Origin of the sequence: Acinetobacter guillouiae CIP 63.46, from assembly GCF_000368145.1 — a bacterium.
GTDB lineage: Bacteria > Pseudomonadota > Gammaproteobacteria > Pseudomonadales > Moraxellaceae > Acinetobacter > Acinetobacter guillouiae.
Genome location: NZ_KB849287.1, coordinates 1 through 16,639 on the forward strand (window position 1 = coordinate 1; position 16,639 = coordinate 16,639).

Below are 16,639 nucleotides of genomic sequence, written 5' to 3' on the forward strand. Positions count from 1 at the left end.
CCATGTGAGAGTAAGTCATCGCCAGCTTTTAAATCTAAAACACCCCGATCTCTAACGAGAGCGGGGTGTTTTTTTATGTGGGGTGTTTATTGGAATAATGAAAGAGAAAGCTACGAAAGAATTGAAGTGCATAAGTGACTGAAAATAAATAGATTTTTGTAGATGCAAAAAGAAAACCCCATCATCCTGATGGGGTTTTCTTCGTATTGGTGTGTTAGATTTGACTCCTGTCGAATCTCACGTCCTGTGTGTTTTCTTATTCTCAATGAGACTTCCTGTCTCTTTATGTTTGCTATGATAAGCGCAATGTCTAGGTCCGTATATTCGCTAATCACTGCGATTGTTGTAGGTTAAAGCTTACAAGATGATCCAATTAAAAATTAAGACCCAATTCGCTCAGTTACCAATATGAAATGGTGAGATGGATACTTTTGTTTAAAATAAATCGATAAGTCATAACAATATTGAGGGAATCTAAAATGAAGGCTTTTCGACAGTGCTTAATCTATTTACCTCTATTGCTCAGCAGTAGCTTGTTGAGTGCATGTAATGCTCAAAATAATCAAACCACTACAGCAAATTCGCTGATCAACCAGACCTATCAGATCCAAAAAGTAGCGACATTTGATGAACCTTGGGCAATGGCTGAGTTGGCTGATGGTCGTTTACTGATTACCGAAAGGAGAGGAAAGCTAAAACTGTTTGATCCTTCCACATTGAAAAGTATAGAAATTTTAGGGCTTCCCGAAGTGGCTTATGGTGGACAAGGTGGCTTAGGTGATATTGTTTTACATCCTGATTTTGCAAACAATCATCAAATTTATTTAAGTTATGCCGAAACAGGAAAAGGGGGATATGGTGCGGTTGTGATTCGTGGTGAATTAAATCTACAAGAAAAAAAGCCTCAAATAATCAATATTAAAAGAATCTGGGAGCAAGTTCCTAAGGTTTCAGGACAAGGGCATTATGCACATCGAATGATTTTTGCAAAGGATGGTAAGCTTTGGATTAGTTCTGGTGAACGCCAGAAATTTGATCCCGCCCAAGATATGAATTCCAATTTAGGCAAAGTTTTAAGATTGAATGATGATGGTACTGTTGTTGCAGATCATCCATTTACTCAGCAAGGTGAGATAGCAAAACAAGTATGGTCGTTGGGTCATCGTAATCCATTAGGTATGGCTTTTGATGCAAAGGGTCAATTGTGGGTGGTTGAAATGGGGCCTAAAGGAGGAGATGAGTTAAATCTGATTAAGAAGGGCGAAAATTATGGTTATCCGATTGTTTCCAATGGTGATCATTATTCAGGAAAATCGATTCCAGATCATGCGACGCGCCCTGAATTTAAGGCGCCAGAAATTAGTTGGACACCAGTAATATCACCCTCCAGTTTGGTCTTTTATCAAGATGAATTATTCCCGAAATGGAATCATAAAGCCTTGATTGGTGGGTTGTCTTCAGAGGCGATTATTGTGGTTGATACTGAATCGAAGCCTGTTCGAGAGGTACAGCGTTTAAACATGCAGCAACGCATTCGAGATATCCATCCCGCCCATAATGGTTCGATTTGGGTTTTGGAAGATGGGAAAAATGCGGGGTTATTAAGACTGTTGCCTAAGTAAAAAATTAATTTAAATCAATGGATTATTATGTTATTGAAAAGATGTGGAAGCAGCTGAATTGATATCAGCTTAATTGCTAAGATTGTATAGAAATTATGCTATTCTTTCGATTTACAATAATATAAATTGAGAACAATAATGCCAGCAACTACAATTGAAGTTCGCTATCAATATTCTGTAGCGCAAGAAGTGGGCTTAATCGATGCTGTTCATCATGCATTGGTAAGCGCTTTTAAAATTCCTGAATATGATCGTGATATTCGTTTATTGGTACATGAACCACATCGCTTTCAATGTCCACCGAATAAGCTTTATCCTGAAAAATTTACCCTGATTCGTATTGATTGTTTTGCTGGGCGTACACTGGATACCAAGCGAAATTTGTATCGCAGTATTGTAGAGAATCTATCTGTATTGGGGATTCCCAAAGATCATATCAAAATTTTATTAAGAGAAATTCCCGCTGAAAATTGGGGAATCCGTGGTGGTCAAGCTGCCTGTGATGTGGATTTGGGTTTCGATATTCAAGTCTAGCTCAACCTAATATGAATCAAAGTAGATGGAATAGATTACTCCGTTATTAATATTATTTAAATTCAATATGTTAATTCAGCTGGTGCGCGCTTATAAGGTGGAGTATATGCTGCGTGAAGCATATCTACGTATCATCAAACTGACGCAATATTGTCATTGAAATGACCTCAAAATGTCATGCTATTGGTTTCTAATAAAGCTCATTTAAATCAATAAAAAAGACCTTTATGAAAAAAATTGCTTATTCTGTTTTAGCGTTAGGCGTATTGGCTTTAACCGCATGCAATGATGATGACAATGATTTCTCATTTGAACCATCTGTCACTGTACCGACCTTGGTTTCATTTGCCAAACTTGATGTCGAAACTTATGCAGCTGGTCCAAACTCAGGTGCCTTTGTAAAGGGCGCCAATGGCATATTCCCGCCTTTTAAAGGTCAGCCAGTTCAAGGCTTTTCGGGTGCTGTAAAGAACGGTGATGGCACTTATATGGTCATGGCAGACAATGGCTTTGGTACACAAGACAATTCATCTGACTTTTTACTCCGTGTTTATCAAGTAAAACCTGATTTTCGGACGAAATCAGCAGGATCTGCAAAAGTTCAAGTGATGAGCTTTATTCAGCTTCGTGATCCCAATAAATTAATACCATTTTCAATCATCAATCAAAACAGCACTGATCGTTTACTCACTGGGGCGGATTTTGATCCTGAATCGATACAACGTACTGCGGATGGTACCTATTGGATTGGGGATGAATTTGGACCATATTTACTGCATTTTGATAGAGATGGAATACTGCTTGATGCGCCGATTGCATTACCTCATCCATTGAAAGCTGGTGTGGAATTGCGTTCTCCGCAAAATCAATTCAATAAAGCCAACATAAATTATGTAGAGCCTTTGGTTCAGCAAAGCGGTGGCTTTGAAGGAATGGCATTGTCTAAGGATGGTCAATATTTATATCCTTTGTTAGAAAAACCGTTAAAAGGCGAGACCACACAACAGTTACTTATCTCACAATTTGATGTGAAGAAGAAAGCGTATACTGGCCGATATTATTATTTTACCTTGAATACCAAGGCGACCAATATTGGTGACTTCCAAATGTTTGATGATAAATCTGGCATTATCATTGAGCGTGATGCGAGTCAAAACAAGTTAGATGGTTATAAGAAGCTGATTCAAATTGAATTAGGGGATTCTGGGAAAGCGGTAAAACGTTCTGACTTAGTTGATCTTATGAATATCGCCAACCCGAATAATCTCTATGGTACAGCGCGTGATGGAGATATTGGTACAGCAACAACTTTTGCTTTTCCATTTGAAACCATTGAAGATGTGATTATTGAAAATAAAAATACTTTAACTGTTTTAAATGACAATAACTTCCCTGGTTCATCAGGACGAAATGCAAAGCGTGCGGATGATAATGAAATTATTCAGATTAAATTGCCTAAAGCATTGTATTAATACACGATAAAATGTATTGGTGCTTCACTCTAATAAAAAGCCAGTCAATTGACTGGCTTTCTTTATACATCATTCAAGCATGAGGATTAAGCTAAACAGTCTTGTTTCGAAACTTGATCAGGGCAGCCCAATGGGTTTAAAGCACATTTTAAATCTTCAATTTGTTCATGGGTGACATAGCCTTTAGATTTTAGGTAATCTGCTACTCGGTCATCACGTAGACTTAAGAATGCTGCATCATAAACACCTAAATCTACAAATAAAGCAGCCGCTTCTAAGCTATTAAAACGGTCTAGAAACACATCATTGCCATACATCAGGAAAACATGGTCGTAATCTGCATGTGCATCGATTTTTAAACGAGCTGCCAATGTTGTCGGTGAGGTTTTGATAAAAAGCAAATCTGATAATTCATCAAATTGGGTCATATCTAAGGTATTTTCGCCGGTTTTTACTTTACCTAACCATGCTTTAAAGACCAGTACCGCACCGCCACGCAGTAACATGCTCCACACTTGATGACGAACTTCATCATTTAAACATTCGCATTCATCTTCGAGACGTTGAACCAGTTTTTCTTCTTGTTGCGCTAATTTATCAAACAGACCTAAGCCTTGAGGATGGTAAGCAACAGGGGTAAATACATCAAATTTTAATTCCTCAAACACTTGAAGTGCTAAAGGCACAGCTGCTTGATAAATCGTGTTGAGTGCTTGGATTTGTGTGTCGTGGAGTTTGCTGTGTTTAAACAGATCTTGCCAATCAATTTCAGGCAAGATTGCATTTGCACCATATTGACGATGAAATTGTTGAGCTTGGTGTAGCCCATGTGGAACAGTTTCTGAAATATTCATGGTTAAAAATCCTATTTAAAATTGAATTCAAGCGCTGTTTTTGTTTTCCTAAACATGAGCGTGATTTTGTCTTGAAGTAATTTTTGATTTATCTGAGATGCAATAGGAATACGACTAAAGTTGTAGATAGGGTAAAAAGTGTTTTTTTATTTTTTAAAATCATATAAATAGAAAATTGTAACTAACTATACAAGTGTATATTTACTATTTTGATGTTATTTGCCATAGAAAAGAGGGCTTTGAAGTTTTTAGTCAATAAATGGGTTCAAGTTTTGCTATTTTTTGAATGCTTTTGCACAAAGCTAAAAAAAAATTGCTATTCCACTTAAAAAATTGCGTTACAAAACCTCTAGAATGCAACGATCTAGAGGTTGTAAATGTTTCAAAACATTAAAGAAGAACGTGATCAATAAACTGAAAAGGGTTGAACGTAGTGGAAGATTATTTAGAAATCTTCAAGCCAGATAACCATGCTCGAAGAGAAGCAGGTTTCAATGGTTTCTTCAACAACACCACGTTGAGGTCTTTAACACGTTCTGGTAATTCAGGATCAGAATCTGCAGTAATCAGTGCTGAAGGAACATTTTCCTGACGGTTTTCGACAATAAAATCTAAGCCAATTTTGCCGTGATTTAAATGCTGATCAACCAGCCAGACTTGAATATTTTCTTTTTGAATAATTTCCAAAGCTTGTTCAGGTTCAGTGGCTTTAAAGACTTGATAACCCCATTTGGTCAGTAGCGTTGCCATACCCTCTAAAATCGTATCATCATTGTCCAAACATAAGATTTTATAAGCTTTGGCTTTTAATGGTACCGCTTGTACAGGTGATGAAACCACTTTAGGTGCTGCTACCATTGGCACATCAATCATAAAGCATGAACCTTTACCCAATTCAGAGTAAACATGCACAGGATAATCAAGCAAACTGGTCATACGTTGTACGATTGCTAGACCAAGCCCTAGGCCTTGCTCACCCCATGGCGAGGTATGTCCACAACGCTCAAACTCTTGAAACAGCTTAATGCGTTGTTCTTCTGCAATCCCCGGACCGGTATCCCAGACACCGATACGGATATGATTTGGGCGATTGGACGCGCGTAACACACCAACAATCACACGTCCACGAGCAGTATAACGTAAGGCATTACTAACAAAGTTTTGGATGATACGGCGAATCCATTGTGGGTCGGTATCAATCCAGAATTGGGCATCATGGACATGCAATTGGATATTGCGTTGTGCAGCGATTGATTTAAATTGCAGTTCTAAATCACTCAATAAATCATGCAGCGGATAAGCTTGGCGTTTCGGTTGGATTGAACCACCTTCCAGTCGTGCAATATCCAAAAGGGCAGACAACATACTCTCAGCACCATGTAAGGCACGATCAAGCTGTTGTAAGGTTTTACGATCTTCATCCGATTGTACGCTTTGTTCTAAAGCAGTACTGAATAAGCGTGCTGCGTGCATCGGTTGAAGCAAATCGTGACTGGCTGCTGCAATAAAGCGGCTTTTTGACATATTGGCTTTGTCGGCTTGCTCACGTGCCAGTTGTTGTTCAGATAAGGCATTTGCAAGCTGTTGAGTACGGTCCGACACACGTGCTTCAAGTACCGCTTCATTTTCACGGAATGCAGTAATATCCGCAAAGGTCGTAACAAAACCACCACCTTCAATGGGATTACCACGCATTTGAATCACACGGCCATCTTTACGAATCCGTTCAAATTCATGTGCGCTACCGACTTTCATCCAATGAATTCGCTTACGTACATGTTCTTCTACCGAGCCTGGACCACATTCGCCACGCTCTGCGTTATAACGAATCAAATCGGCAATTGGGCAACCGACATAGACTAAATCTTTTGGATAATCAAACAACTTTAAATATTGGTTGTTCCATGCAACCAAACACATGTTTTCATCAACCACACTCACGCCTTGGGTCATGTGGTCAATCATGGTCATGATGAGATTTTGGTTAAAGCGTTGCCATTGTGACGCTTGGTCGAGAATATTTGCCACTTGGCCTAACGCCAAGCCATTATTGACCATAGCCGTGGTGAGTAATGTCCGTGCTGAGGCTGCACCGATTGTGCCTGCGAGGTATTGTTCAGTGAACCGCCACCACATCCCATTGGCACTGCTATTCTCATTGAGCACCACATTATTCATGGTGCAAAATTGCTGAAAGGCATGGGTTGCTGGGCCTTCACTAGTAATCCGTTTGGCAAGTGCAATCAGATCACCGACTTTAAGTTTAGCGACATCATGGTGTAAATAATTAATATCGGTAGAGGTATTTTGTGCAGGTAAGGGCTTGGTTTCATAATAGAAAAAGCTCTCTGCCTGAATTTGCTCAGCAATACTTGGGCGATAAATACGAGAGACCCAAATATATAAAGTAATATTTAAGCCAAGTGCCCAGATTACACCATGGGTAAGCGGGGCAAAAGATTCAAAGCCAAATAAGGCTTCTGGTCTTAACCATTCAATATTTAAAGGTCCAAACATCAAAAATTGATGTGCAAACTGGCTATACTCAACTGGTAAGCTACGTAAAATCGTTGGTAATAATAAGGTATATGACCAAAGGATAAAGCCTACGACCAAGCCTGCATAAACCCCTTGGCGACTTCCACCACGCCAGTATAAACCACCAATTAAAGCCGGTGAAAATTGTGCAACTGCACTAAATGCCAATAACCCAAAGGTGGATAATTGGTCAATATCATTAAAGAAGTGGAAGAATAAAAATCCAAGTAACATTACCGCTAAAATACACACACGACGGGTAAATTTAAGTACCTGTGGTAAGCGTTTGTCATGACGAGAAAGAATGCCAAACTTCCATAGAGAAGGCATAATCAAGTCATTACTCAGCATGATGGACAGTGCCACAGACGAGACTAACAGCATACCTGTTGATGCTGAAAAACCACCTAAAAATGCCAGTAAAGATAACCAGTCTTGGTTATAACTAATCGGTAATGAGAGTACCGCAACATCAGGTATGGTGAGATACTTAGGTGCTGCATGAAGAGCCCAACTGGCAATTGGAATAATGGCAATAATGGTCAGAATCAAATATGCCGCAAACCACCGTCTTGCACCACGTATATGTTTTTCATCGCGTAGTTCAACCACTGCCACATGGAACTGACGTGGTAAACAGATAATCGCCAATGAGGCCAATAATGTTTGAACCCAAAAGGTGTCTGGCACACCAAACAGTTGTACTTCATGAAAAGTTTTTTGCACATCCTGTGAGATCTGTACAATATTTTGTGGATGATCAAAAATAAAGAAAAATGCCACGCAGAGCAGGGCAAATAGTTTTACAAATGATTCAAAAGCAACGGCAAGCATTAAACCGCCATGTTGTTCGGTATTGGCAATTTGTCTTGTTCCAAACATCATGGCCAAGATCGCCAATACAGCGGTAAGACCAAGCACACCATTGGTGGTGGTGGAGACCACTTGGGTATTGTGATCGAGCATGACGGAAGCGCTAAGCGCAATGGCGCGTAATTGTAGTGCTAAGTAAGGAATGATGGCGATAACAGCCAAGATGGTCACTAAGGACGCTAATGTTCCACTTTTACCATAACGTGCTGCCACAAAGTCGGCAATTGAAGAAATCGCATGATGTTGTCGAACGCGACCTAAACGACGCCAAATGTCATAACCCAACCAGACAAATAATAAAGGTCCTAAATAAATCGGAAGGAAAATAATTCCCTCACGTACTGCAGCACCTGTTGCTCCATAAAATGTCCAAGATGAGCAATATACCCCCAATGTTAGACTAAAGAGAAGCATCCTGCCGCGCGTACTTAATCGACTCGCATGCTTCTCACCAAAGAAAGCACAAACGAATAGAATGAGGATGTAAAGGGCCAGAACCCCTATAATTAACCAACTGTTCATAAGGACTACAGTATAAAAAGCTGCGCCTATAATAACGCATACATGAACTGTCTCGTTTATTTTGCTCAAAATTTAACGACCAAAGTCTAAGTTACGAGAACCCCACAATATTGTTAATTTTGACCATGTAAAAAAATATTAAAAAAAGCAACCAGCGTTCTGGTCGCTTATCAAGGAGCATGGTTATGGATGAGAGACAGGTAGAGGCGATTCTACAAAATCCAAAATTCAAGGAAATGGTTGCTAAAAAAAGTAAATTAAGCTGGACATTAACTGCAATTATGTTGTTCGTTTATGTTGGATTTATGCTTTTAGTTGGCTATAACAAAGAATTTTTAATGAGTTCATTTAGTGGTGGCATCACCACTTGGGGGATTCCTTTAGGTTTAGGAATTATTGTTTTATCTTTCGTATTGTGTGGTGTGTACTCATATATTGCCAACAATAAATTGGATCAATTGAATGCAGATGCAATGAAAGAAGTCGAAGCAATCGCCCACGAAAAAGGACTGCACTAAGATGAAATGGAACTCTTTAAAGACTAAAGCAGCTCTTGCATCTACTGCACTGCTTTCTACTGTTGCACAAGCAGGCCCAGATTTAGGTGAAGCTCAGCAGCAAGCGACTAACTGGCATGCAATCATTATGTTTGCAATTTTTGTTGGTTTAACCTTATTTATTACCAAATGGGCTGCAAAACAAACCACCAATACCGCGGATTTCTACACCGCTGGTGGTGGTATCTCTGGTTTCCAAAATGGTTTAGCGATTGCAGGTGACTATATGTCTGCTGCATCGTTCTTGGGTATTTCTGCATTGGTGTTTAGCTCAGGCTTTGATGGCTTGCTTTATTCACTGGGTTTCATGGTTGGCTGGCCAATCGTATTGTTCTTGGTTGCTGAGCGTTTACGTAACTTAGGTAAATATAACCTGTCTGACGTAGTTTCTTTCCGTTTAGAAGAAAAACCAGTACGTACACTTGCAGCAATCAGTTCACTTGTTGTTGTGGCTTTCTATTTGATTGCTCAAATGGTGGGTGCAGGTCAGTTGATCAAACTGTTATTTGGTTTGAACTATAACATCGCAGTTGTGATTGTTGGCCTTCTGATGATGGCTTACGTGATCTTTGGTGGGATGTTGGCGACAACTTGGGTACAGATCATTAAAGCAGTGATGTTACTTTCAGGTGCAACATTCATGGCGTTCATGGTGATGCATTCTGTCGGTTATAGCTTCTCTGAAATGTTCAAGCAATCTATTGATGTATTTGCAAAAGTACATGATGTTAGTCTTGATGATGCAACCAAAATTATGGGACCAGGCAGTTTGGCGAAAAACCCACTCGATGCTTTGTCACTTGGTTTAGCACTCATGTTTGGTACAGCAGGTTTACCACATATTCTTATGCGTTTCTTTACAGTTAAAGATGCTAAAGAAGCACGTAAATCTGTGGTTGTTGCAACAGGTTTCATTGGTTACTTCTATTTATTAACCTTCATTATTGGTTTCGGTGCGATCCTTTTCGTATCAAACAACCCACAATTTATTGATGTTGCAAAAATGGCTGTGACTGGCAAACTAGAATTAGTTGGCGGTAATAACATGGCAGCGGTACACCTTGCAGATGCAGTGGGTGGCGATCTGTTCATGGGCTTTATTTCAGCAGTTGCATTCGCAACGATTCTTGCGGTAGTTGCGGGTTTGACACTGTCAGGTGCTTCAGCAATTTCACATGACTTGTACGCAAACGTATTGAAAAAAGGTCAAACAACCCCTGAATCTGAATTACGTATGTCGAAGATTGCAACACTTGGTCTTGCGATCTTTGCGATGATCTTAGGTATTTTGTTCGAGAAACAAAACGTTGCCTTCATGGTTGGTTTAGCATTCTCTGTCGCGGCGTGTGCAAACTTCCCAGTATTGGTTCTTTCAATGTTCTGGAAAGGCTTAACTACACGTGGTGCTGTTGTAGGTGGTGTTGTCGGTCTAGTGACAGCGGTGACTTTAATTATCTTGTCTAAAGCAGTTTGGGTAGACACATTAAAAATCTCTGATACTCCGATCAACTCATTCAATGGTCCTGCAATCTTTGCCATGCCATTAGCATTCATCTGCTGCTGGTTATTCTCTGTGACAGATAAATCTGCACGTGCAGAAGCAGAGCGCAAAGCATTTGATGCACAGTTTGTACGTTCACAAACAGGTATTGGTATCTCTGGTGCTTCAGATCACTAAGTGATTTGAGATCAGCCTAAAAAACACCTTTTCGAAGGTGTTTTTTTATGGGTGATGCAAAACTAGAACTCAATCATCCCAGTTTGAGCCTTTAAGCGATATACAGCTTGTTTGATGCTGATTGATCAGTTGAATGATCACGAAAAATTGAAAGGATTTAAGAAACCCAATGAATATGTTAATTTGAATGTTTAAAAGAACAATCAGAATCAGAAAATATGCGTTCAATGATCGAATTTTGGAAAGGTTTTAAACAATTACCATCAGCATGGTTATTGTTGGTCCAACTGCTTATTTTAGTTTTATCTGTTTATACCAATGCCAGCAGAAGTTATCAAATTTTAACTTGGTTACTCGGTGTATCCGCGTTACTGATTATTGCCAAAGTGATTCGACAAACACCGACATTTACACTGTTGGGCTTAACCTTTGTCACAGGGGCATTTGTACTGTCCTTTCTAATGTTGATCGGTTTTCATTCTGTTACTTTGCAAATCTTTGCACATTCATTTGAAGCAGCCGCTTATTTTTGTGCAGCATATGGTTTAATCCGTTATATGTTTGCAGATCGTTATTTAACCAAAGATGAGCTGTTTGCTGCAGGTGCAGTATTTACCCTGATCGCATGGGGATTTGCCTTCTTATACAGTATCTGTCAATTGGTGGTTCCACAGAGTTTTCAAAACCCAAATCATGTTGCGGACTACCAATCTTGGCTGGATTTATTGTTCATTAGTTTTAGTTTGCAATCGGCAACAGGATTGTCCGATTTGATTCCTGTTGCACCTGCTGCGCGGGTGATTTCAATGTTGCAAATGTTCTGTGGCGTGATGTATTTTGCCCTGATCGTCTCACGGATGATTGCCCTGCAATATATTGAAAATAAACCAAAATCATGAGCTAATGATCTTGTTACATTTAGTAAATTGTTGAAAATGTTAATTTAAATTATAATGTGGCCTGAATCCAATCGCTGTTCTACAGGATTCGTCTTTTTTCACACCTGTGAATGCCTTTTTTTGACTTTAAAAAGTCTGTCCATTGAGTATAAAAACCTGGGGGAAATATGCCTTCCAAAAAAATCACTTGGTTTGACAATGTCAATCCAAATGTTTTCTTGAGCACTGTTGGAATTATTGCGCTTTTTTTAGCCGTTGTTGTCTTTGCACCAAATGCCTTTGAACTGATTACTCAAAGGATGAACCGCTGGATCACCGATTCATTTAGTTGGTTCTATGTTTTATCTGTCGCAATATTTTTAATTGTGCTGATTTTTATTGCCTTTTCTGACATGGGTAAAATCAAGCTTGGACCTGATCATAGTCAGCCTGAGTATAGTAATGGGTCATGGTTTGCGATGCTATTTACTGCGGGTATGGGGATCGGGTTAATGTTCTTCAGTGTTGCAGAACCTGTCATGCATTATGTCAATCCACCTGCTGGTGATCCACAAACCATAGAATCTGCCCAAGAAGCAATGAGAATTACCTTTTTCCATTGGGGCTTACATGCTTGGGCTATCTATGCAGTTGTTGGCTTAACGCTGGCTTATTTTGCTTTTCGCTATAACTTGCCACTCAAAGTTCGTTCGGGTTTATTTCCGATTATTGGACAACGAATTCATGGCCCAATCGGAGATGCGGTCGATACTTTTGCCACCATTGGTACGGTATTTGGTGTGGCTACCACGTTAGGATTTGGGGTAACTCAAATTAATTCTGGCTTAAATTATTTATTTGGCTGGGAAAGTAATATTAGCACCCAAATCTTTTTGATTATTGTGGTGAGTACGCTGGCTTCGTTGTCGGTTTTCCTCGGATTAGACAAAGGAATTAAACGACTCTCTGAACTGAATCTGATTTTAGCTTTGGTATTGCTAGGCTTTGTATTCCTCGCCAGTTCCAGTATTTATATCCTACAAGCAACTATTCAAAACGCTGGACAGTATATTTCGAATTTGTTTAGCATGACCTTTAATTTATATGCTTATCAATCGAATGGCTGGATTGGGGGGTGGACCATTATGTATTGGGCATGGTGGATTTCTTGGTCACCATTTGTTGGTATGTTTATTGCGCGTGTTTCAAAAGGTCGAACCATTCGAGAGTTTATTGTCGGTGTACTGCTTATTCCGACAGGCTTTACCTTGATCTGGATGGGTTTTATTGGCAATGCTGCCTTGTTTAGTATTTTGGAACAAGGGCAGACGGGGCTGATTTCTGCGGTACAAAAAGATTCATCAGTTGCATTGTTTGAGTTTTTAACCCATCTGCCTTTTTCAGGTGTGTTTAGTCTTATTGCGACACTGCTGGTGGTGTTGTTCTTTGTTACCTCTGCGGATTCTGGTGCATTGGTGACCGATTATCTCACTGCGAAAACAGAAAATTCGCCGATATGGCAACGCTTGTTCTGGACTGTTTTAATGGCGGTCTTGTCGATCATTCTTTTAATGGTTGGTGGGCTAGGCGCGCTACAATCGGCCACCATGATGAGTGCACTACCATTCACTTTTATTATGCTGCTGTTGTGTTGGGGCTTAGTCAAAGCATTGCGCTTAGATGTCACCAAAATGCAGGCTTTACAAGTGGCAAGAATCACGCCGAGAGCTGTGCAAAATCCACGTAGTTGGCAGCAACGTTTAGGCTTAATCATGCACTATCCGCATACATTGGCCGAAGTACAACATTATATTCAGGTTGATGTGATTAAGGCTTTTGAAAGTATTCGTTTTGAGTTTAAACGCCGTGATTTAAATGTGGTGATTAAAGAAACTGAAGACGGTGTTCAACTGAGTGTGGATCATCATGATGAGTTCAATTTTATCTATAAAGTCATTGCACGCAAAATGGTTGCGCCAAGTTTTATGATGAATGAAGAACATCAGGAAACCGATGATTTTTATCAAGCAGAAATATTTTTAAGAGAAGGTGGTCAAAACTATGATGTGATGGAGTGGACGCAAGAAGACTTGATTCAAGACATCATTGACCAATATGAACGTCATCTACATTTCTTAAATGTACTGAGAAACTAAGTTGTTTATTTAAAAAGAAAGGCAATAAAAAAGGACTCGTATGAGTCCTTTTTTTAATTCAATTTCTAAGCAACTTAGAAACGGAATTTAGCGTTTAAGCCAACAGTTTGCGTATCACCAACATACGAAATTGCTTGACCTTTATTCGCTTCGTAGTTTGCATTTACGTAGCTCGCACCAACTGCAATCGCAGGAGTGATGAAGTAGTTTACGTTTGCACCCCAAGCTGAATCAGGCGTACCTTCGTAGCTAGACGCTGCGTAAGAAGCACCAACGCTTAATTGTGGGTTCAAATAGAAATCAGTTTTGAACTGGTATGCAGTCGCATCACCATAGATAATGCCTGATTCAAACGCTAAAGACATATTTGTACCGTCAATACCGCCAACGTATTTAGCACGTGCAGTGATTGCGTCTTGGTCTTCACCAATTGTTGCAGCTTCAGCAGTCGCTTTAGCAACGCCGTTACCCATAACATTGAATGCATCTAAAGCAACTTGGTCAGCAACGTTAGTATAACCAACAGCAACTAAGAAGTTTTGAGTAGGAAGAGCACCCACTTCTAATGCAAAACGATCGCCTTGATCATTTGACAAGCCATTTTTACCGTCAAGGATCGTGTGGCTATAAGAAGCACTTGCGTACGCAGGTACATATGGAGTAGGAACATAAAGTTCAGCTTTAGCGCCGTAGTTATGTGCAATTACATCAGCATCTAATTCGCCATAGTTATATGCTAAAGAAACATTCGAAGCTTGGTTTAAAAACGCTGCTTCAGCCAATGGACCTTTTGAAGAGTCAACATTTTTGAAGTAGTAAGTACCTTGCAAACCACCAGTGAAATCTTTGTCATTTTCAGTTGTATCGATATACTCTGATTGACCTTGAATTTCAAATTGGTATGCTTGAGCGCCGGTCATGGCTAATAATAAAGCAGTGGCTAAACCGAGTTTTTTCATAATCTTTTCCAATAGGAGAAATTGGTGAAACAGACGGCATTGTATTGTAACAAGATATTAAGTCAATGACGTTTAAGGCCACTGTTTACAAAGTAGATACATGAAATTTACATTGTTTAAAAAACGTACATTTGAACAGCTTTACGTCAACCTGAGAAAAAACTTAATTAGAACAACATACTAAATTCAGACAAAAGTTTTATTTCATATAAAACAGATATCAAATTGTTAAATTAACACATTCATTTTATTGTTTATTTGTGTTTTTTTGATCGATATTACCGATGTTTGTTTTGCGATCAATGTCAAGAAAATGTCATTAAATTCTGCTTATTTTTAGAATTAATTTGTGATTGTATAATCATTTCATGTGAATATTGTTGTTTTATTCTCAATTATTTATAAAAACGATAATTAATTTATATCCGATCAATTTAATAGGTTTTACAAAGTAAAAGATATTTTGGATAATGAGTCAATAAAGTTCATTCATTTTAAATGAATTTTTTTGAGATTTTGAGTTTATATGCCCAGCTTTCCCCAAGGTTGGGCTTTTTTTTATTTAAAAATTCAAAGCAAATCGCATTAAATAGATCATAAAAATATTGCACCAATATATAGCATAATTAAACAAAAGATGAATTATGTTGGCATGATTCTTGCCAAAAAAAATCCCAATTTTCAAAGAAAACTGGGATTTTTCGCCAAAATCTGGAGCAAATCAATAAATTCTGCTGAGGAATATTAATAAATTGCCCTAATGAGGTGCATTATGCACCAATATATTGCACCTGTAAATATTTTCTTACATTCAATTTAAAAAATAATTCATGGGCTCATCTACACTATTTCAGATTGAGTCAATGCCTAAGTAAAGTTTATGAGTAATAACCTATTTAAATTTAAAATAAAAAGCAGTGTATTGATCATTCTGAGTAGTGTGGCATTTTCAGGTTGTGTTTCTAATGCCAATTTGCATGATCCAGCTTCATCACAAAGAACAAGTGAAATTCCGTTGTTGTTTAATTATGCGCAAACTCAAGCCGTCTTTGTGACTTATGATGGAACTCAATTTAAACGCTATGGGAATGATTTAAATAGAGCCAAGACTGCGTATATTCCGGCCTCTACTTTTAAAATGTTGAATGCCTTAATTGGTTTGCAACATGCGAAAGCGACAAATACAGAAGTATTTAAGTGGAATGGTGAAAAAAGATCTTTTCCTGCTTGGGAAAAAGATATGACCTTGGCACAAGCAATGCAGGCTTCCGCCGTACCTGTATATCAGGAGTTGGCACGACGTATTGGTTTGGATTTGATGAGTCAAGAAGTCAAACGTGTTGGTTTTGGTAATACACAAATTGGTCAACAGGTGGATAATTTCTGGTTGGTTGGTCCATTGAAAATCACCCCAGAGCAAGAAGCTAAATTTGCTTATCAATTGGCAAAGAAAACATTGCCTTTTGATGATGCTGTACAACAGCAAGTCAAAGATATGCTTTATGTCGAAAGACGTGGTGATTCCAAGCTCTATGCCAAAAGTGGCTGGGGAATGGATGTTGAGCCACAAGTGGGTTGGTATACAGGATGGATAGAACAGCCGAATGGTCAGATCACTGCTTTTGCTTTAAATATGCACATGCAGACAGGGGATGATCCTGCTGAACGTAAGCAACTGACATTAAGTATCTTAGATAAATTAGGCTTATTCTTTTATTTGAGATAAATGCAGTAGGTAAAAAAATGCCCAGTTTATTGGGGAAAACTGGGCAATAAAAAATATATATTTTCAAATCATGAGAATTTCTATCTGAGTCTAATTTTATGCAAATTCTATTTATATGTAAAATGTGAATTTTGAATATTACTCATCTATAAAAACGATAATATAAAGCAGTTGAACGCTGTAGATTAAACTTGATTATGTGGAGTAGTTTATGTGTATATATTCTATAATATAAACAAAATTTCTTTAGCTTTATTACGATATAACTTC

The 16,639-nt window shown here is 38.7% G+C and carries 11 protein-coding genes; 8 read left to right on the plus strand and 3 right to left on the minus strand.

Annotation, left to right across the window (positions count from 1 at the left end; genetic code table 11):
- The first annotated feature begins 479 nt into the window (after window positions 1-479).
- From F981_RS20225 to F981_RS20235, 3 genes are all read left to right on the plus strand, one after another.
- Window positions 480-1,622, plus strand: coding sequence for a PQQ-dependent sugar dehydrogenase (locus F981_RS20225; RefSeq protein WP_004725217.1), 1,143 nt, complete (start codon window positions 480-482; stop codon window positions 1,620-1,622).
- Between the two features lie 138 nt (window positions 1,623-1,760).
- Window positions 1,761-2,156, plus strand: coding sequence for a tautomerase family protein (locus F981_RS20230; protein ID WP_004725218.1), 396 nt, complete (start codon window positions 1,761-1,763; stop codon window positions 2,154-2,156).
- A 227-nt stretch (window positions 2,157-2,383) separates the two neighbouring features.
- The gene (locus tag F981_RS20235; RefSeq protein WP_004725220.1) at window positions 2,384-3,628 is read left to right on the plus strand and encodes an esterase-like activity of phytase family protein; all 1,245 of its coding nucleotides are present in this window, start codon (window positions 2,384-2,386) and stop codon (window positions 3,626-3,628) included.
- Window positions 3,629-3,714: 86 nt separating this feature from the next.
- On the opposite strand, the gene F981_RS20240 is transcribed toward F981_RS20235, so the two are convergent.
- Both F981_RS20240 and F981_RS20245 read right to left on the minus strand, forming a co-directional pair.
- Window positions 3,715-4,482 carry a hypothetical protein gene (locus tag F981_RS20240; protein ID WP_004725221.1) on the minus strand — a complete coding sequence of 256 codons (768 nt, stop codon included), beginning with the start codon at window positions 4,480-4,482 and terminating at the stop codon, window positions 3,715-3,717.
- A gap of 441 nt (window positions 4,483-4,923) precedes the next feature.
- Complete coding sequence (locus F981_RS20245) at window positions 4,924-8,415, minus strand: PAS domain-containing hybrid sensor histidine kinase/response regulator (protein ID WP_004725224.1); 3,492 nt, start codon at window positions 8,413-8,415, stop codon at window positions 4,924-4,926.
- 185 nt (window positions 8,416-8,600) lie between these two features.
- Between F981_RS20245 and F981_RS20250 the strand changes: the two genes are divergently transcribed.
- From F981_RS20250 to F981_RS20265, 4 genes are all read left to right on the plus strand, one after another.
- Window positions 8,601-8,933: a DUF485 domain-containing protein gene (locus tag F981_RS20250; protein ID WP_004725226.1), complete on the plus strand. Its 333-nt coding sequence runs from the start codon at window positions 8,601-8,603 to the stop codon at window positions 8,931-8,933.
- A gap of 1 nt (window position 8,934) precedes the next feature.
- A complete protein-coding gene (locus F981_RS20255) occupies window positions 8,935-10,650 on the plus strand; it encodes a cation acetate symporter (RefSeq protein WP_004725228.1) in 1,716 nt (571 codons plus the stop codon).
- A gap of 218 nt (window positions 10,651-10,868) precedes the next feature.
- Window positions 10,869-11,549: an ion channel gene (locus F981_RS20260; RefSeq protein WP_004725230.1), complete on the plus strand. Its 681-nt coding sequence runs from the start codon at window positions 10,869-10,871 to the stop codon at window positions 11,547-11,549.
- A gap of 167 nt (window positions 11,550-11,716) precedes the next feature.
- Window positions 11,717-13,684 (plus strand): BCCT family transporter, encoded by a 1,968-nt coding sequence (locus F981_RS20265; protein ID WP_004725232.1) that lies wholly within the window; start codon window positions 11,717-11,719, stop codon window positions 13,682-13,684.
- Between the two features lie 74 nt (window positions 13,685-13,758).
- On the opposite strand, the gene omp33-36 is transcribed toward F981_RS20265, so the two are convergent.
- Window positions 13,759-14,643 carry a porin Omp33-36 gene (omp33-36, locus tag F981_RS20270; protein ID WP_004725233.1) on the minus strand — a complete coding sequence of 295 codons (885 nt, stop codon included), beginning with the start codon at window positions 14,641-14,643 and terminating at the stop codon, window positions 13,759-13,761.
- Window positions 14,644-15,523: 880 nt separating this feature from the next.
- Between omp33-36 and F981_RS20275 the strand changes: the two genes are divergently transcribed.
- Window positions 15,524-16,369, plus strand: coding sequence for an OXA-274 family carbapenem-hydrolyzing class D beta-lactamase OXA-274 (locus F981_RS20275; RefSeq protein ID WP_004725235.1), 846 nt, complete (start codon window positions 15,524-15,526; stop codon window positions 16,367-16,369).
- The last annotated feature ends 270 nt before the right edge of the window (window positions 16,370-16,639 follow it).

What these genes read in the sequence shown, in the direction of transcription:
- F981_RS20265 (WP_004725232.1), top strand. Translation starts at nt 11,717, where the DNA reads ATGCCTTCCAAAAAAATCACTTGGTTTGACAATGTCAATCCAAATGTT.
- F981_RS20250 (WP_004725226.1), top strand. Translation starts at nt 8,601, where the DNA reads ATGGATGAGAGACAGGTAGAGGCGATTCTACAAAATCCAAAATTCAAG.
- F981_RS20275 (WP_004725235.1), top strand. Translation starts at nt 15,524, where the DNA reads ATGAGTAATAACCTATTTAAATTTAAAATAAAAAGCAGTGTATTGATC.
- F981_RS20230 (WP_004725218.1), top strand. Translation starts at nt 1,761, where the DNA reads ATGCCAGCAACTACAATTGAAGTTCGCTATCAATATTCTGTAGCGCAA.
- F981_RS20225 (WP_004725217.1), top strand. Translation starts at nt 480, where the DNA reads ATGAAGGCTTTTCGACAGTGCTTAATCTATTTACCTCTATTGCTCAGC.
- F981_RS20245 (WP_004725224.1), bottom strand. Translation starts at nt 8,415, where the DNA reads ATGAACAGTTGGTTAATTATAGGGGTTCTGGCCCTTTACATCCTCATT.
- F981_RS20235 (WP_004725220.1), top strand. Translation starts at nt 2,384, where the DNA reads ATGAAAAAAATTGCTTATTCTGTTTTAGCGTTAGGCGTATTGGCTTTA.
- F981_RS20255 (WP_004725228.1), top strand. Translation starts at nt 8,935, where the DNA reads ATGAAATGGAACTCTTTAAAGACTAAAGCAGCTCTTGCATCTACTGCA.
- F981_RS20240 (WP_004725221.1), bottom strand. Translation starts at nt 4,482, where the DNA reads ATGAATATTTCAGAAACTGTTCCACATGGGCTACACCAAGCTCAACAA.
- F981_RS20260 (WP_004725230.1), top strand. Translation starts at nt 10,869, where the DNA reads ATGCGTTCAATGATCGAATTTTGGAAAGGTTTTAAACAATTACCATCA.
- omp33-36 (WP_004725233.1), bottom strand. Translation starts at nt 14,643, where the DNA reads ATGAAAAAACTCGGTTTAGCCACTGCTTTATTATTAGCCATGACCGGC.